This window comes from Enterobacter sp. BIDMC109 (assembly GCF_001037885.1).
Classification (GTDB): Bacteria; Pseudomonadota; Gammaproteobacteria; order Enterobacterales; family Enterobacteriaceae; genus Enterobacter; species Enterobacter hormaechei_C.
This window is the reverse complement of record NZ_KQ090002.1, coordinates 1,361,815-1,378,439: the sequence shown is the minus strand read 5'-3', so window position 1 is coordinate 1,378,439 and position 16,625 is coordinate 1,361,815. Positions and strand designations below refer to the sequence as shown.

Genomic DNA, 16,625 nt, shown 5'->3' with positions numbered 1-16,625 from the left:
GGAGTCTTTTTATGAAATATGTTGGAGCGCACGTCAGCGCTGCCGGTGGCCTTGCGAATGCCGCCATTCGCGCCGCCGAAATCGAGGCGACCGCTTTCGCCCTGTTCACCAAAAACCAGCGCCAGTGGCGCGCCGCAGCGCTCACCGCTGAAGTGATTGATGATTTCAAAGCCGCCTGTGAGAAATACCACTATGGGCCTGGCCAAATCCTTCCCCACGACAGCTACCTCATTAACCTCGGTCACCCGGTTGCCGAGGCGCTGGAAAAATCCCGCGAAGCGTTCCTGGATGAGGTTCAGCGCTGTGAACAGCTGGGGCTGACGCTGCTGAACTTCCATCCCGGCAGCCATCTGATGCAGATTGACGAAGAAGCCTGTCTGGCGCGCATCGCCGAGTCCATCAACATGACGCTGGATAAAACCCAGGGCGTGACGGCGGTGATTGAGAATACCGCCGGTCAGGGCAGCAACCTCGGCTTTAAGTTTGAGCATCTGGCGGCGATCATCGACGGCGTGGAAGATAAATCCCGCGTGGGGGTGTGCATCGATACCTGTCACGCCTTTGCCGCCGGCTATGACCTGCGCACAACCGAGGCCACGAAAAATACCTTCGAGGAGTTCGAGCGTATTGTCGGTTTTAAATACCTTCGCGGTATGCACTTAAACGATGCGAAAAGCGCGTTCGGCAGTCGCGTTGACCGCCACCACAGCCTGGGCGAAGGCAACATCGGCCATGATGCGTTCCGCTTTATCATGCAGGATGCCCGCTTCGACGGCATTCCAATGGTGCTGGAAACCATCAATCCGGATATCTGGGCGGAAGAGATTGCCTGGCTGAAGGCGCAGCAAACCGCTGACCAGGCGGCATAAAAAAAGCCGGGCTGCTTACGCACCCGGCTTTTTTTGTAGGTCGGGTAAGGCGAAGCCGCCACCCGACACCGCTTTTAGGCTGCCTTTGCGACCACTTCCGCTTCCGGGCGCTTCAGCACCGCGTAAGACAGGCCTGCCACCAGCGTACCGGCAACAATCGCCAGCAGATAACCCAGCACCGGCGTGATGGCGCCAGGGATCAGCAGGACGAACAGACCGCCGTGCGGCGCCATCAGTTTCGCACCTACCGCCATGGAGATAGCCCCCGTCACCGCACCACCCACGATACAGCACGGCAGAACACGCATTGGATCGCGTGCCGCAAACGGAATTGCGCCTTCGGTGATGAAGCACAGGCCCAGCACCAGCGCCGCTTTACCGCCTTCCTGCTGCGCTTTATCGAACTTACGGCGGGCAATAATCGTCGCCAGACCGAGCGCCAGCGGAGGCACCATACCGGCCGCCATGATCGCCGCCATCGGCGCGTAGGTCTGGGTACTCAGCAGGCCAACGCCAAAAGCATATGCCGCTTTGTTCACCGGCCCCCCCATGTCGGTACACATCATACCGCCGAGGATTGCGCCCAGCAGCACCGCGTTCGCCGTCCCCATGGTTTGCAGCCAGTGGGTCAGACCTTCCAGAATGCCCGCGACCGGCTTACCAATCAGGTAAATCATCGCCAGACCGACCACCAGGCTGGAAATCAGCGGGATGATCAGGATAGGTTTCAGCGCCTCCATACTCTGCGGTAGCTTCAGCTTCGAGCTGATCAGCTTCGCCACATAACCGGCGAGGAAACCGGCAATGATACCGCCGATAAAGCCAGAACCGGTGCTCACGGCGAGCATACCGCCGATAAGACCCGGCGTCAGACCCGGACGGTCAGCAATGGAGAAGGCGATAAAGCCCGCCAGCACCGGCACCATCAACGCAAACGCGGAGCCGCCGCCAATCTGCATCAACGCGGCCGCCAGTGTGCCCGGCTCTTTAAACGCCTCGATACCAAAGGCGAAGGAGAGCGCAATACACAGGCCGCCCGCCACCACCATCGGCAGCATGTAGGACACGCCGGTCAGCAGGTGACGATACGCGCCCGCAGACTCTTTTTTCCCTTCGGTCGCAGTTTTAGCCGCACCGGTTGCCTGATACGGTTTGGCTTCTGCCAGCGCCTTATCAAACTCCTGCGCGGTCTTCTTCAGCGCCAGGCCGGTAGAGGTACGGTACATCGGCTTGCCGGCAAACTTCGCCAGATCCACTTCGATATCCGCCGCCACAATCACCAGATCGGCTTCCGCCACCTCTTCAGGCGTGATGGCATTGCCCGCACCAACAGAGCCGCGGGTTTCAACCTTCACCCACCAGCCACGTTTTTTCGCTTCGGTTTCAATGGCTTCAGCCGCCATAAAGGTGTGCGCCACACCTGTCGGGCAGGCCGTTACCGCAACAATGCGTTTCGGCCCAGCGGCGGCAACCGGCGCCGCCTCAACAGGTGCGCTGTAAACCGTCGCATGACCTTTTGCTTCGCTCAGAAACAGTTCAGGGTGTGCCACCGCGCGATTAATATCACCCAGCCACACTTTTTTGCCGTTCAGGGCGCTGTCAGCGGGGATTTTGTCGCCCAGAACAATCGCCATTTCAGCATCACCCGGGTTATCAATGATATCCAGATGCGCTTTTTGTGCCGCCGCGCCCAGCAGGGTCTTCGCCATATAGGCACGAGCCTGTCCGAGACCGGAGTCAATGATCAGCAGCGTTTTCATTATTCCTCTCCTGCTGTTAGTTAAAAGGTTTTAAGTCAACGCGCGCCATCATCGCGGCTAACTGGGTACGATCGGTAATACCGACATTGCTCTGGCTCACGGCCAGGGCCGCAACGGCGGTAGCAAGACGTAAGGTATGTTCACTGGATTCGCGCATCAGCAGACCGTAGATCAGGCCGCCAACCATCGAATCCCCGGCACCCACGGTGCTGACCACCTCCATTGAAGGCGGTTTGGCAATCCATTCCCCGGAGGCGTTAACCCACAGGGCACCTTCTGCACCCAGCGAAATCACCACGTGAGCGATACCCTGCTCGCGCAGCGCATGGGCAGCGTCAATCACATCCTTTAATTCTGGCAGCTTACGGCCCGCCCAGATCTCCAGTTCGCGGCGGTTAGGCTTAACCAGCCATGGCGAGGCTTTCAGACCGGCGACCAGCGCGTCGCGGCTGCTGTCGAAAATAATGCACGGGCACTGGCTGCGCAGGCGCGTCATCCAGTCGGTGAACGCTTCCGGGCTGACGCCGGACGGCAGACTGCCGCTGACGCACACCATGTCAAACTGGCCCAGCCAGCTCAGGGAATCGGCAACAAAGCGCTCCCAGTCAGCCGGGGTCACTTCGAAGCCGGAGAAGTTCAGATCGGTCACTTCACCGTCTTTCTCGGTCAGCTTAACGTTGATGCGGGTACGGCCCTGCACAACCTGAAAACGGTTAGCGATGCCCAGTTCACTGAACAACTGCTGAAAACCATCCTGGTTGTCTTTACCGAGGAAGCCGCCTACGGTGACGTCGATGCCGAGATCTTTCAGCACCTTCGCCACGTTAATCCCTTTTCCTGCGGCATGCAGGCCGGTCGTCCGCACCAGGTTGACTTCGCCACGCTCAATTTCCGGGCAGAAACCCACCAGATCGTAAGCCGGGTTCAGCGTAATGGTCGCAACACGTCTGCTCATTATGCGCCCTCCCCCAGACCGGCCGCGATGGCGTCGCCAATCGCTTTCAGCGCCTGTTCAGCATCCGCACCCTGCGCGGTAAAGCGCAGACGATGGCCTTTCTTCACGCCCAGCGCGACAACTTTCATCAGGCTGCGCCCGTTGGCTGGTTTACCCGAACCGTCCAGATTGGTCACGGTGATCTCACTTTCAAATTGTTTAATGGTATTCACCAGCATGGTGCCCGGACGGGCATGCAGGCCGTGTTCGTTACGCACCACGTACTCTGCGCTCAGCAGGTCATCCGTCAGCGCATCGTCGCTGGTCAGCAGGGCCAGCACCGTCGCCGCGTCTGCGTTCAGCAGTTTTTCAGCTTTATTGTTCAGCAGCAGATCGCCCAGACGCTTCAGCACGGATACCGGCTGATCGTCCGCCATGGCAACCGTTACCAGCATCGCGGCGTGTTCGCCGTCTGTCTCAAAGGCAACCGCAGCACGGCTGACCGCGATAGCGCTACGCAGGTTGCCTTCAGCACTGTCGTTCAGCCAGATGCCCTGACCCAGGTTTAATGGCTTATCATTGATGGCGCGCGTCACAAAAGTGGTATCTGCCGCTCCCACTTCTTTCAGGCGGGCCGCGTTCAGCGCCTGGAGCGTCAGCAAATCGGACGCGACGACGTCCAGCGTCAGAGTTTCATTATCCAGCTTCAGCGCTTCGCTCTGTTTTTCGCCCATCAGCAGGGCACGCAGCTCTTCAGCAGTGGTGGCGGATTTAAGCTGTTCCGCGACGGCATCATCACTCAGCACGTGCGTCAGCTGACGCAGCAGGCCCAGGTGTTCGTCACCGCTGGCCGCGATGCCAATCGCCACGTAAGCCACCTGACCCTCGCCCCACAGCACGCCCTGCGGGAACTGGAAGACCTGCACGCCGGTTTTCAGCACCTGATCGCGGGTGTCCGTGGTGCCGTGCGGAATTGCAATACCGTTACCGAGGAAGGTTGAGGTCTGCTGTTCACGCGCCAGCATGCCGTTGACATAGCCGTCAGCCACGTTGCCAGCCTGCACGAGCGCAGCGGCGACCTGGCGAATAGCCTCTTCTTTATTCCCGGCCTGTTCGCCCGGGTGAATATCCTGAACAGATAACTGGAACATGATTCTCCTCTCCTGCTGAAATTGAATCGTTTCAGCTTAACTGAGAAAATAAGCGCTAGCCTGCTTCGTCAGGACATGCAAGATAGCGCTGAAACGTTTCAAGAAGTCTTGTCTTTTCTACAAAAGGTTGCAAGAAAAGTTACATTTCTTGTTGCAGAATTTAGAAGTGCAGCACATTTCTTCTTCAGTCGGGAGGTTTTTGCTGATGTTCAGCAAACAGGTTCAGCACGCTTCAGCGAAACGGCGATAAACTGAAATGCTATTTTGATTTATTGTGGCAATCTTGATTTTGCCCTCTGTTTATTTCATGACAGGCGGCGTAAACTCCGCCTCTCTCTGTTACTCGCAAAGACTGAACATGCATAACACCCCCGCTGCCGCCTCACCAAAGCCTTTTGATTTGACGTCAACGGCGTTTTTGATCGTTGCTTTTCTCACCGGTATTGCCGGTGCGTTACAAACGCCTACGCTGAGCCTGTTTCTGACCAACGAAGTCCACGCCCGCCCGGCGATGGTTGGCTTCTTCTTCACCGGGAGCGCCATCATCGGCATTTTCGTCAGCCAGTTTCTTGCCGGGCGTTCAGACCGCAAAGGCGATCGCAAAAGCCTGATCGTTTTTTGCTGCCTGCTCGGGGTGTTTGCCTGCCTGCTGTTTGCCTGGAACCGTAACTACTTCATTCTGCTGTTTGTGGGCGTCTTCCTGAGCAGTTTCGGCTCGACCGCCAACCCGCAGATGTTCGCCCTTGCCCGCGAGCATGCCGACCGCACCGGGCGGGAAGCGGTGATGTTCAGCTCGATACTGCGCGCGCAGGTGTCGCTGGCATGGGTGATTGGCCCCCCGCTCGCCTACGCGCTGGCGATGGGTTTTGGCTTTACGGTGATGTACCTCAGCGCAGCCGTGGCCTTCGTGGTATGCGGCGCAATGGTCTGGTTCTTCCTGCCCTCCATGCGCAAAGAGCCGAAAGTGGCGACCGGTACGCTGGAAGCTCCGCGACGCAACCGCCGCGACGCGCTGCTGTTATTCATTATCTGTACGCTGATGTGGGGCACCAACAGCCTCTATATCATTAATATGCCGCTATTTATTATTGATGAGCTGCATCTGCCGGAGAAGCTGGCCGGGATCATGATGGGAACCGCCGCGGGGCTTGAGATCCCCACCATGCTGATTGCGGGCTATTACGCGAAGCGCTTCGGCAAGCGCTTTTTGATGCGCGTCGCCGCCGTAGCCGGGCTGCTGTTTTATGTCGGTATGCTGACGGTTCATACGCCAGCCCTGCTTCTGGCTTTACAGCTGCTGAACGCCATTTACATCGGCATTCTGGCCGGTATCGGCATGCTCTACTTCCAGGATCTGATGCCGGGTCAGGCAGGCTCTGCCACCACCCTTTATACTAATACCACCCGCGTGGGCTGGATTATTGCAGGCTCACTGGCGGGCGTTGTGGCTGAAATCTGGAACTATCATACGGTGTTCTGGATTGCGCTGGTGATGTGCGTCCTGACGCTGAGCTGCCTGACGCGGATCAAAGACGTTTAAGGCGCGGTGAGCGCTTCCAGCTCAAGCAGATAAGTGATGGCCTGCTGGCGCGTACTGCCGCACATTTCGGCGGTTGGCTGGAGCCCGGAGCACACCTTCGGGCGCAGGGGCGAGCCAAAGATCATGCACAGGTTAGTGTCAGAGAGCTGAGCGCAGCGGGTATTGGCAGGCTTGCCCTCCGGCATGCCTGGAATGGGGCTTGAGATGGACGGTGCGGTACAGCACGCGCCACAGTCGGAACGACAATCCATACATGCTCTCTGTTGGTGGCAGATGCCCGCGCAGTCGGGCATTGCGCGCACAGTAACACCTTTTATGTATTGATAGCAAAACCCACGAATTCCGCTTGCCTGAAAGGCCGCGCGCGAGTAATTTGGCGCGATATTTTTTACCTCCCGTAAACAGGATTACTGCAATGCCAAGAGCGAACGAAATTAAGAAAGGTATGGTACTGAATTACAACGGCAAACTGCTGATTGTGAAAGATATCGATATTCAGGCACCCAGCGCCCGTGGCGCAGCAACGCTGTACAAAATGCGTTTCTCCGATGTCCGCACCGGCCTGAAAGTGGAAGAACGTTTTAAAGGCGACGATATCGTTGATACCGTGACCCTGACCCGTCGCTACGTTGATTTCTCCTACATCGACGGCAACGAATACGTGTTCATGGATAAAGAGGATTACACCCCGTATATCTTCACTAAAGATCAGATCGAAGAAGAGCTGCTGTTTATTCCTGAAGGTGGGATGCCGGACATGCAGGTGCTGACCTGGGATGGCGTGCTGCTGGCGCTGGAGCTGCCGCAGACCGTTGATCTGGAAATTGTTGAAACGGCACCGGGCATCAAAGGCGCGTCTGCAAGTGCGCGTAACAAACCGGCTACCCTGACTACCGGTCTGGTCGTACAGGTGCCAGAGTACCTGTCAGCGGGCGAGAAAATCCGTATCCATATCGAAGAAAAACGCTATATGGGTCGTGCTGACTGATCCTGCTTTTCGCCCGGTGGCGCTACGCTTACCGGGCCTACAAAAAACCGGCTCTGATGCCGGTTTTTGTGTTTTTGTAGGCCGGGTAAGGCGCAGCCGCCACCCGGCAACAAACTTTACAGCAGTTCAGGATACTTCGTCATTTTCAGCGCCAGCTCGATACCGCGCACTTCCGCCATCCCTTTCAGACGGCCAATCGCCGAATACCCTGGATTCGTTTTCTTGCGCAGATCGTCCAGCATCTGGTGCCCGTGATCCGGACGGAACGGGATAGGACGTACATCCCCCGCCTGCTTACGACGTACCTCTTCAGAGAGAATGGCATCCACCACCGCAACCATGTTCACGTCGCCGCCAAGATGGGCTGCTTCGTGGAAGGTTTTCGGGTTCTCTTCACGGCAGGTTGCACGCAGGTGGGTGAAATGAATGCGATCGCCGAAGGTTTCGATCATCCGCACCAGATCGTTATCCGCCCGCACGCCATACGAGCCCGTACACATGGTAAAGCCGTTGTAGATGCTGTCCACCGTCTCTTTCAGCCACTGCATATCTTCAATCGTAGACACGATACGCGGCAGGCCGAGGATAGGGCGCGGTGGATCGTCAGGATGAACCGCCAGCCGCACGCCGACTTCTTCTGCCACCGGCACAATAGCGCGCAGGAAGTGCGCCATGTTTTCACGCAGCTGGTTTTTATCGATATCGCCATATTCCGCCAGGCGCGCGCGGAACTGATCGAGGGTATAACCCTCTTCCGCCCCCGGCAGGCCCGCGATGATATTGCGAACCAGCTTCTCAATGTCCGACTCACCGGCGGCATTGAACCACGCCAGCGCCTGCTGCTGCTCTTCGGCGGTGTAGTCTGTTTCCGCCCCCGGACGCTTCAGAATGTGCAGTTCGAAAGCCGCAAAAGCGATTTGATCGAAACGCAGCGCCTTCGAACCATCGGCCATTTCATATTCCAGGTCGGTACGCGTCCAGTCCAGGATCGGCATAAAGTTGTAGCAGACGGTATCAATACCACAGGCTGCCAGGTTACGAATGCTCTGCTGATAATTCGCAATCCAGGTATCACACTCACCGGAGTGGGTTTTGATATCTTCGTGAACCGGAATACTTTCCACAACAGACCAGGTTAACCCCTTCTCTGCCAGCTGAGCCTGACGCTTTTGGATTTCCTCCACCGGCCACACCTGACCGTTCGGAATATGATGCAGCGCCGTGACCACACCCGTTGCGCCAGCCTGACGCACATCATCAAGAGAAACCGGATCGTTCGGCCCGTACCAACGCCAGGTTTGTTCCATTGCCCCACCCTCTCAAGTTGTTATACCAATATGTGTTACTTCAATGACGACTACCATACATGTTTAATCGAAGTGGTCAATACAGCACGCGGCATTGATTGATCAAACTCACATAACAGGGATATTTACGGCTTACCAATTTAATTGGTTGTCATATAACTTTACACTGGCATTGTTAATTAATGGTTACTCAGGTGTGTATTACATGAAGACTATTGCCTCCACCGCGCTTCCTGCTCATGTCCAGCAGCCCCGCTACGATCGCGAGCAGTTACACTCCCGCATCGTCCATTTCGGTTTTGGCGCGTTCCACCGGGCGCATCAGGCGTTGTTAACAAACCGGGTACTGAATGCCAAAGGAGGCGACTGGGGAATTTGTGAGATTAGCCTCTTTAGCGGCGATGTCCTTATGGGCCAGCTCCGGGCGCAGGATCATCTGTTTACCGTGCTGGAGAAAGGTGCCGAAGGCAATCAGCCCATTATTATCGGTGCGGTAAAAGAGTGCCTGAACGCCAAACTCGACTCGCTGGCAGCCATTATTGAGAAATTCTGCGAACCGCAGGTGGCAATTGTCTCCCTCACCATTACCGAAAAAGGCTACTGCATCGATCCGGCGACGGGAAAACTGGATATGCGGAACAGCCGCATCCTGCACGATCTCGAGCACCCGTCTGAGCCGCATTCCGCGCCGGGTATTCTGGTTGAAGCGCTTCATCGCCGCCGCGAGCGGGGCCTGCCGGCGTTTACCGTGCTCTCCTGCGACAATATTCCCGACAACGGCCACGTGGTGAAAAATGCCGTTCTCGGCATGGCCGGAAAGCGTTCCGCAGAGCTGGCCGCATGGATCGAGGCGCACGTGAGCTTCCCTGGTACCATGGTCGACCGAATCGTGCCCGCCGCCACCGACGCCTCACTCGCGGAAATCACCCAGGAACTTGGCGTTGAAGATCCCTGCGCCATCAGCTGTGAACCGTTCATTCAGTGGGTAGTGGAAGATAACTTTGTCGCCGGGCGTCCGGAGTGGGAGGTGGCAGGCGTACAGATGGTTGAGGATGTCCTGCCCTGGGAGCAGATGAAGCTGCGGATGCTGAACGGCAGTCACTCCTTCCTCGCGTATCTGGGCTACCTTGCCGGCTACGCGCACATAAATGAATGTATGCAGGACGACAGTTTACGCGAGGCGGCCCGCAGGCTGATGCTGAATGAGCAGGCCCCTACGCTGCGCATCACCAACGTTGATCTGACAGCCTATGCTGACAGCCTGCTTGACCGCTTCGCCAACCCGGCCCTACAGCATCGTACATGGCAAATCGCCATGGACGGCAGCCAGAAGCTGCCTCAGCGCATGCTGGAAGGGATCCGCATGCATCTTGAGCGTAACACCGCCTGGCCATTACTGGCGCTGGGGGTGGCGGGCTGGATGCGCTACGTCAGCGGTACGGACGAACAGGGCAACGCCATTGACGTACGCGATCAGCTGAGCGACAAGTTTCAGGCCATTGTCGCTACCAGCAGCGACGCAGAACGCGTTAGCGCCCTGCTGACGCTAAATGAAATCTTTGGCGACGACCTGCCGCAAAACCCTGTCTTTGTCGAGGCAATCACCAGCGCGTACCAGCGCCTCGTCCGGCTCGGCGCGCGCCAGGCCGTTATCGAAACGTTAAAAATTTAGCGATTATTGCGTTTAAGGCGAACGGTTTTATGCTCCGTTCGCCCTCCCTCTTCTCAATGCCCGATTTTTTCGTCAGGATGATAGATAGTTGTTACTACATCACAATTATTTATCGGAGCGCACGTGACCAAAACCAACCTGATCACCGGTTTTCTAGGCAGCGGTAAAACTACGTCCATTCTGCATTTGCTGGCCAATAAAGACCCGGCGGAAAAGTGGGCCGTGCTGGTCAACGAATTTGGCGAAGTGGGGATCGACGGCGCGTTGCTCGCCGACAGCGGCGCGATGGTGAAAGAGATCCCGGGCGGGTGTATGTGCTGCGTGAATGGTCTGCCGATGCAGGTCGGGCTGAATACGCTGCTGCGTCAGGGCAAGCCGGACCGTCTGCTGATTGAGCCCACCGGGCTGGGTCATCCTAAGCAAATCCTTGATTTACTGACCGCCCCGGTATACGAGCCGTGGCTTGAGCTGCGTGCGACGCTTTGCCTGCTCGACCCCCGCCAGCTGCTGGATGAAAAAGCGATCAATAATGACAATTTCCGCGACCAGCTCGCCTCGGCAGATATTATCGTGGCGAATAAATCCGATCGCGCGACGGCTGAGAGTCAGACCGCGTTCGAGTCCTGGTGGCAGAAGGCTGGCGGTGGACGTCAGTATGTGCAGACGACCCAGGGCAACATCGATGGCGCCCTGCTCGACCTTCCCCGCCTCAACCAGACGCAACTGCCTGCCAGCGCTGAGCATTCGCATAGCCACGGCGTGAAGCAAGGCCTGGCTGCACTGAGCCTGCCGGAGCATCAGCGCTGGCGTCGCAACCTGAACAGCGGCCAGGGGCATCAGGCCTGCGGGTGGATCTTCGATGCCGATACGGTTTTCGACACCATTGGTATACTGGAATGGGCGAGACTCGCGCCGGTTGAGCGGGTAAAAGGGATCATGCGCACTCCGGATGGTCTGGTGCGCATTAACCGTCAGGGCGAGGATTTCTTTATTGAAACCCAGAACGTCGCGCCACCCGACAGCCGGATAGAGTTAATTAGTGCGGTTAATACCGACTGGAATGCCCTCCAGTCAAGCCTGTTGAAGCTTCGTTTAAGTTTGGGCGGCTAACGTTGCCCCTGATTTCACACATTGCTGAAGACTATGACGACTCGACTTCCTGCTATTTTATTGCTCAACGCTGCCGGCCTGGCGATCTTTTTCTCCTGGTATATCCCGGCGGATCACGGTTTCTGGTTCCCGCTGGATTCCGGGCTGTTCCACTTCTTTAACCAGGCGCTGGCGAAGAGTGAAGCCTTCCTGTGGCTGGTGGCGATCACCAACAACCGCGCGTTTGACGGCTGTTCGCTGCTGGCAATGGGCTGTCTGATGCTCTCCTTCTGGCTGAAGGAAGATAAAACGGGTCGTCGCCGTATTCTGATTATCGGCCTGGTGATGCTGCTGACGGCCGTGATTATCAACCAGCTGGCGCAGCATCTGATGCCGGTTAAACGCGCCAGTCCTTCGCTCTTTTTCCCGAATATTAACCGCGTCAGCGAGCTGCTTCATATTCCAACCAAAGATGCCTCGAAGGACAGTTTCCCGGGCGACCACGGTATGATGCTGCTGATTTTTGCAGGCTTCATGCTGCGCTATTTTGGTAAAAAAGCCTTCACCATCGCCCTGGTTATTGTGGTGGTATTTGCATTCCCGCGGGTGATGATTGGCGCTCACTGGCTGACAGATATCGCCGTAGGCTCCCTCACGGCGGTGTTAATTGGTTTACCGTGGGTGCTGATGACCCCACTGAGCGATCGCATAATAGGCATTTTTGATCGCTATCTTCCTGGTAAATTTAAACAAGCTGGAAACAAATAAATAACGGAAATTAACACCATTCATCAGGGATCGTTTTCGATCCCTGCGTCACTTCTTTTCGGCGTCATTCAACGCTGTCATCACCCCGTCATACAATTCGTGATAAAAATGAAGCAATTGCAGGGATTACCGATATGAATGGCGGCATTTTGAGCAATTCCGCGCTGTAACTTTGTGTATCACATTTTCTTATAAAAAAACGGACTTTTTTGCTCGCAATACCCCGTGCAATCGGTTAACCTCGAACTCGTTTTGCCCCACTGAGATAATTATTATCATGGTGAATAATTTTGTGCGTTGAGCCACAGTTTTCACCATAAAGAATTGTCTCATTGTGAACAGATTATTAGTCTCGTCACGGTTGGCATTTTTATAACGATATTTTCGTTAAGGACTTCAAGGGAAAACAAACAAAATGGTCAAATCTCAACCAATCTTGAGATATATCTTGCGGGGGATCCCGGCGATTGCAGTGGCGGTTCTGCTTTCGGCATGTAGTACGACGAACACCGCGAAGAATATGCATCCTGAGACGCGTGTTGTGGGAATGGAAGATTCCTCTTCACTGCAAGCCTCTCAGGATGAATTTGAAAATATGGTACGTAATCTCGACGTTAAGTCGCGTATTATGGATCAGTATGCTGACTGGAAAGGCGTGCGTTACCGTCTGGGCGGCAGCACCAAGAAAGGCATCGATTGTTCCGCGTTCGTACAGCGTACGTTCCGTGAGCAGTTTGGGTTAGACCTTCCGCGTTCTACTTATGAACAGCAGGAAATGGGCAAATCCATTTCGCGCACTAAACTGCGCACGGGCGATTTAGTCCTGTTCAGAGCGGGTTCAACCGGTCGACACGTTGGCATCTATATCGGTAACGATCAGTTTGTCCATGCTTCCACCAGCAGTGGTGTGACGATTTCCAGCATGAACGAACCTTACTGGAAGAAGCGCTACAACGAAGCTCGCCGCGTTCTGAGCCGTAGTTAATATTGCTGTCGTATCGTTGGTTATCCCTTGGCTGGCGATACGATAAAAAAAGCACTGCTCCGGCAGTGTTTTTTTTTGCCCGTTACACTGATAACTATCCAGCGGCATTTCAGGAATCACGACATCTATGTTTACCCGCTACTTCTCCAGCAACCGCAAGATTCTGTTTCTCAGTTTCCTTACGGGGTTATTCACTGCCCTGCTCCTGGGAGCATTACAGTTTTACTGGAGTTATCACAAGCGAGACGTCAGATTCGATACCCTTATTACCGATTTAAGCGTCTACATGGAGAGCTATTTCGATGAGCTCAAAATGTCGATTGATACGCTCCAGCCACTCACGCTGAACAGCTGCGAGGAAGTGAGTGCCGCCCTGACCTCCCGGGCGGCCTTTAGCATCAACGTGCGCGCCTTTTTGCTGGTCAGGGATAAAAACGCCTACTGCTCTTCCGCCACCGGCCCGATGAATGTCCCTCTGGAAGCGCTTATTCCTGAATTGCACATCAATAAACAGGTTGATATGGCGCTCCTGCCGGGCACTCCCATGCTGCCGGACAAACCCGCGATTGCCATCTGGTATCGCAACCCACTGGTGAAGGACGGCGGTGTATTTACCTCCGTTAATCTTAACCTGACTCCTTATCTCCTCTACACCTCAAGACAGGATGAGTTTGCCGGTATTTCCATCATTATTGGCGATTATGCGTTATCAACCCATTCCGGAACGCTGGTCCCTGCGCGTGATTTGCCTGATATCCCGGTCCGTACCGCCACGCTGAAAAATGTGCCTCTGACCATCCATGTTTATGCGGAAGCCTGGACGACCGATGAAGTGCTGTACGCCCTGTTTTTCGGCCTGGTCTGCGGTATCGCGGCGGGCCTGTTGAATTTCTATATTCTTACTATCCGTCTTAATCCGGGGAAAGAGATCCTCACGGCCATCAAGCGCGACCAGTTTTACGTGGTCTATCAACCCGTCGTGGATGCGCAGTCGCTCAAAATGACCGGGCTGGAAGTCCTGATGCGCTGGAAGCATCCGGTGATGGGAGAAATTCCGCCGGATGCCTTTATTAATTTCGCTGAAGCGCAGAAGCTGATTGTCCCGCTGACGCTGCATCTTTTTGACCTGATTATCCGCGATGCCCCTGTCCTGCAAACGGTGCTCCCGCCTGGGGCCAAGTTTGGGATCAACATCGCGCCCGGTCATCTGCATGCGGAAAGCTTTAAAGAGGATATGCGCGCGTTTGCCGCCGCCCTTCCGCCCGATCACTTCCAGATTGTGCTGGAAATAACCGAGCGCGACATGATCAACCACCGCGAGGCTAATCAGCTATTCGAATGGCTGCACGAAGAAGGTTTTGAAATCGCCATCGATGATTTTGGCACCGGCCACAGCGCGCTGATCTATCTGGAACGCTTCACGATGGATTACCTGAAAATTGACCGTGGCTTCGTGAATGCCATCGGGACTGAAACCGTCACCTCGCCAGTGCTTGACGCGGTGCTGACGCTGGCAGAACGCCTGAATATGTTAACCGTTGCCGAGGGTGTTGAAACGCCGGAGCAGGCGGCGTGGCTGCGCGAGCATGGCGTGAACTATCTTCAGGGCTACTGGATCGGCCGCCCGATGCCGCTGGAGCAGTTCAGGACGTGGCAACCCGACATCACGCTCGGGGAATAATTTCACAATCACGGCGCTGTCCCTTATTATTCTGTTCAACCGAGCCTGCCTGTGAACAAAGGGATCCGCCGCACTATGATTATGCGCGTTGTGTTGACGCTATTGGCGCTGGTGAGCCTGTCGAGCCAGGCGCAGACCATCAAAGAGAGCACGGCCTTTGCCGTCATTGGCGAGCCGAAGTACGCGGTTAACTTTAACCACTACGATTACGTTAACCCCGCCGCCCCGAAAGGCGGAAACGTGACGCTTTCCGCCACGGGAACGTTTGACAACTTTAACCGCTTTGCCCTGCGCGGCGTGGCGGCAGCGCGTACCGAATCCCTCTATGACACGCTGTTCGTCACCTCCGACGACGAGCCCGGCAGCTATTATCCCCTGGTTGCTGAGAACGTGCGTTACGCCGATGATTTCAGCTGGGCAGAAATCGCGATTAATCCGCGGGCGCGTTTTCACGACGGTACGCCGGTTAGCGCCCGTGACGTGGCATTCACCTTTCATAAATTTATGACCGAAGGCGTGCCGCAGTTTCGTCTGGTGTACAAGGGCACCACGGTGAAAGCCATCGCCCCGCTGACCGTGCGAATCGAACTCCCTGAGCCGAACAAAGAGAATATGCTGAGCCTGTTCTCCCTGCCCGTCATGCCCGAATCCTTCTGGAAAAATCATAAGCTGAGCGATCCTCTCTCTACCCCGCCGCTGGCCGGAGGGCCGTATCGCATTACCGACTGGCGAATGGGCCAGTACGTGATCTATTCCCGGGTGAAAGATTACTGGGCAGCCACGCTGCCGGTAAACCGGGGCCGCTGGAACTTCGATACAATCCGCTACGACTACTACCTGGATGATAACGTGGCCTTCGAGGCATTTAAGGCGGGCGCGTTTGATTTACGTGTCGAGAACAGCGCCAAAAATTGGGCGACCCGCTATATCGGAAAAAATTTCGCGAAAGGCTATATCGTTAAAGACGAACACAAAAACGAATCCGCGCAGGACACGCGCTGGCTGGCGTTTAATATTCAGCGCCCGGTTTTTTCCGATCGTCGGGTGCGTGAAGCCATTACCCTGGCGTTTGATTTCGAATGGATGAACAAAGCGCTGTTTTACGGAGCCTACAGCCGGGCGAACAGCTATTTCCAGAATACTGAATATGCCGCCCGTGATTATCCCCACGCGGACGAGCTGGTTTTGCTGGCGCCAATGAAAGCGGAGCTCCCGCCGGAGGTGTTCACCCGCGTATTTGAACCGCCCAAATCCGACGGAAACGGGTTCGACCGGGACAACCTGCTGAAAGCCAGCAACCTGCTGGATGATGCTGGCTGGGTGCTGAAAAATCGGCAACGGGTTAATGCGCAAACCAGTAAACCGCTCAGCTTCGAACTGCTGATTGCCTCCGGCGCAAACGATCAGTGGGTGCTGCCATTTAAGAAGAACCTTGCCCGGCTTGGCGTCACCATGAATATCCGCCAGGTCGATATGGCCCAGTTAACCAACCGCAAGCGCAGTCGCGATTACGACATGATGCAGACCCTGTGGGCCGCGCAGCCGTGGCCAAGTTCAGATCTGCAAATCTCCTGGGCATCGGGTTATATCGACTCCTCCTACAACGCCCCGGGCGTAAAGAGCCCGGTGATAGATGCGCTGATTGCAAAAATTGTCGCCGCTCAGGGCGATAAGAACAAGCTTCTGCCGCTTGGCCGCGCGCTCGATCGGGTCTTAACCTGGAACTATTACATGCTGCCGATGTGGTATATGGGCGAAGATCGCGTGGCCCGCTGGGATAAATTCTCCCTGCCTGCCGTTCGCCCGGTCTACACCCTCGGCTTTGACACCTGGTGGTATGACGTGAATAAAGCCGCAAAACTGCCCGCAGAGCGGCGTTAA

15 protein-coding genes are annotated in these 16,625 nt (G+C 55.8%); 10 read left to right on the top strand and 5 right to left on the bottom strand.

What is annotated here, in order from left to right:
- Positions 1 to 11: 11 nt before the first annotated feature.
- Complete coding sequence (gene nfo, locus SK62_RS06545; protein ID WP_047719275.1) at positions 12 to 869, top strand: deoxyribonuclease IV; 858 nt, start codon at positions 12 to 14, stop codon at positions 867 to 869.
- Between the two features lie 74 nt (positions 870 to 943).
- Here nfo and fruA read toward each other — a convergent pair whose 3' ends face one another.
- From fruA to fruB, 3 genes are read right to left on the bottom strand one after another with little or no spacing between them, the layout of a single operon-like run.
- Complete coding sequence (gene fruA, locus SK62_RS06540) at positions 944 to 2,629, bottom strand: PTS fructose transporter subunit IIBC (protein WP_015572312.1); 1,686 nt, start codon at positions 2,627 to 2,629, stop codon at positions 944 to 946.
- A gap of 16 nt (positions 2,630 to 2,645) precedes the next feature.
- The gene (fruK, locus tag SK62_RS06535) at positions 2,646 to 3,584 is read right to left on the bottom strand and encodes a 1-phosphofructokinase (RefSeq protein WP_006811313.1); all 939 of its coding nucleotides are present in this window, start codon (positions 3,582 to 3,584) and stop codon (positions 2,646 to 2,648) included.
- Positions 3,584 to 4,714, bottom strand: a complete 1,131-nt coding sequence (fruB, locus tag SK62_RS06530) for a fused PTS fructose transporter subunit IIA/HPr protein (RefSeq protein ID WP_047719276.1) — start codon at positions 4,712 to 4,714, stop codon at positions 3,584 to 3,586. The genes fruK and fruB overlap by 1 nt, the downstream gene beginning before the upstream one ends.
- 75 nt (positions 4,715 to 4,789) lie before the next feature.
- Between fruB and SK62_RS22815 the strand changes: the two genes are divergently transcribed.
- Both SK62_RS22815 and setB read left to right on the top strand, forming a co-directional pair.
- The gene (locus SK62_RS22815; RefSeq protein WP_139152746.1) at positions 4,790 to 4,969 is read left to right on the top strand and encodes a hypothetical protein; all 180 of its coding nucleotides are present in this window, start codon (positions 4,790 to 4,792) and stop codon (positions 4,967 to 4,969) included.
- Between the two features lie 103 nt (positions 4,970 to 5,072).
- Entirely contained in the window at positions 5,073 to 6,254 is a 1,182-nt protein-coding gene (gene setB / locus SK62_RS06525; protein ID WP_015572310.1) for a sugar efflux transporter SetB, read from the top strand.
- Here the strand turns inward: setB and SK62_RS06520 are convergent.
- On the bottom strand, positions 6,251 to 6,505 hold the full coding sequence (locus tag SK62_RS06520) for a YkgJ family cysteine cluster protein (RefSeq protein WP_047719277.1): 255 nt from the start codon (positions 6,503 to 6,505) through the stop codon (positions 6,251 to 6,253). The genes setB and SK62_RS06520 overlap by 4 nt on opposite strands.
- Positions 6,506 to 6,669: 164 nt before the next feature.
- Here SK62_RS06520 and yeiP point away from each other — a divergent pair, with 164 nt between their 5' ends.
- Positions 6,670 to 7,242, top strand: a complete 573-nt coding sequence (gene yeiP / locus SK62_RS06515) for an elongation factor P-like protein YeiP (RefSeq protein ID WP_003859355.1) — start codon at positions 6,670 to 6,672, stop codon at positions 7,240 to 7,242.
- Positions 7,243 to 7,358: 116 nt separating this feature from the next.
- Here yeiP and uxuA read toward each other — a convergent pair whose 3' ends face one another.
- The gene (uxuA, locus tag SK62_RS06510) at positions 7,359 to 8,549 is read right to left on the bottom strand and encodes a mannonate dehydratase (protein WP_023295062.1); all 1,191 of its coding nucleotides are present in this window, start codon (positions 8,547 to 8,549) and stop codon (positions 7,359 to 7,361) included.
- Between the two features lie 205 nt (positions 8,550 to 8,754).
- On the opposite strand from uxuA, the gene SK62_RS06505 reads away from it, so the two are divergent.
- From SK62_RS06505 to SK62_RS06480, 6 genes are all read left to right on the top strand, one after another.
- Entirely contained in the window at positions 8,755 to 10,221 is a 1,467-nt protein-coding gene (locus SK62_RS06505; RefSeq protein ID WP_048249354.1) for a mannitol dehydrogenase family protein, read from the top strand.
- A gap of 123 nt (positions 10,222 to 10,344) precedes the next feature.
- On the top strand, positions 10,345 to 11,331 hold the full coding sequence (locus tag SK62_RS06500; protein ID WP_047719279.1) for a CobW family GTP-binding protein: 987 nt from the start codon (positions 10,345 to 10,347) through the stop codon (positions 11,329 to 11,331).
- Positions 11,332 to 11,364: 33 nt separating this feature from the next.
- Positions 11,365 to 12,078, top strand: coding sequence for a phosphatase PAP2 family protein (locus SK62_RS06495; RefSeq protein ID WP_017693036.1), 714 nt, complete (start codon positions 11,365 to 11,367; stop codon positions 12,076 to 12,078).
- 415 nt (positions 12,079 to 12,493) lie between these two features.
- Complete coding sequence (gene mepS / locus SK62_RS06490; RefSeq protein WP_003859364.1) at positions 12,494 to 13,063, top strand: bifunctional murein DD-endopeptidase/murein LD-carboxypeptidase; 570 nt, start codon at positions 12,494 to 12,496, stop codon at positions 13,061 to 13,063.
- Positions 13,064 to 13,190: 127 nt separating this feature from the next.
- The gene (locus SK62_RS06485) at positions 13,191 to 14,744 is read left to right on the top strand and encodes a cyclic di-GMP phosphodiesterase (RefSeq protein ID WP_032671775.1); all 1,554 of its coding nucleotides are present in this window, start codon (positions 13,191 to 13,193) and stop codon (positions 14,742 to 14,744) included.
- 75 nt (positions 14,745 to 14,819) lie between these two features.
- Positions 14,820 to 16,625: an extracellular solute-binding protein gene (locus SK62_RS06480; RefSeq protein ID WP_045333661.1), complete on the top strand. Its 1,806-nt coding sequence runs from the start codon at positions 14,820 to 14,822 to the stop codon at positions 16,623 to 16,625.

Bases quoted from the DNA above. Each gene is read 5' to 3' on its own strand.
- SK62_RS06520 (WP_047719277.1), bottom strand. From the start codon at position 6,505: ATGGATTGTCGTTCCGACTGTGGCGCGTGCTGTACCGCACCGTCCATC.
- SK62_RS22815 (WP_139152746.1), top strand. From the start codon at position 4,790: ATGCAAGATAGCGCTGAAACGTTTCAAGAAGTCTTGTCTTTTCTACAA.
- mepS (WP_003859364.1), top strand. From the start codon at position 12,494: ATGGTCAAATCTCAACCAATCTTGAGATATATCTTGCGGGGGATCCCG.
- SK62_RS06495 (WP_017693036.1), top strand. From the start codon at position 11,365: ATGACGACTCGACTTCCTGCTATTTTATTGCTCAACGCTGCCGGCCTG.
- SK62_RS06485 (WP_032671775.1), top strand. From the start codon at position 13,191: ATGTTTACCCGCTACTTCTCCAGCAACCGCAAGATTCTGTTTCTCAGT.
- yeiP (WP_003859355.1), top strand. From the start codon at position 6,670: ATGCCAAGAGCGAACGAAATTAAGAAAGGTATGGTACTGAATTACAAC.
- fruK (WP_006811313.1), bottom strand. From the start codon at position 3,584: ATGAGCAGACGTGTTGCGACCATTACGCTGAACCCGGCTTACGATCTG.
- fruA (WP_015572312.1), bottom strand. From the start codon at position 2,629: ATGAAAACGCTGCTGATCATTGACTCCGGTCTCGGACAGGCTCGTGCC.
- fruB (WP_047719276.1), bottom strand. From the start codon at position 4,714: ATGTTCCAGTTATCTGTTCAGGATATTCACCCGGGCGAACAGGCCGGG.
- SK62_RS06480 (WP_045333661.1), top strand. From the start codon at position 14,820: ATGATTATGCGCGTTGTGTTGACGCTATTGGCGCTGGTGAGCCTGTCG.
- setB (WP_015572310.1), top strand. From the start codon at position 5,073: ATGCATAACACCCCCGCTGCCGCCTCACCAAAGCCTTTTGATTTGACG.
- uxuA (WP_023295062.1), bottom strand. From the start codon at position 8,549: ATGGAACAAACCTGGCGTTGGTACGGGCCGAACGATCCGGTTTCTCTT.
- SK62_RS06505 (WP_048249354.1), top strand. From the start codon at position 8,755: ATGAAGACTATTGCCTCCACCGCGCTTCCTGCTCATGTCCAGCAGCCC.
- nfo (WP_047719275.1), top strand. From the start codon at position 12: ATGAAATATGTTGGAGCGCACGTCAGCGCTGCCGGTGGCCTTGCGAAT.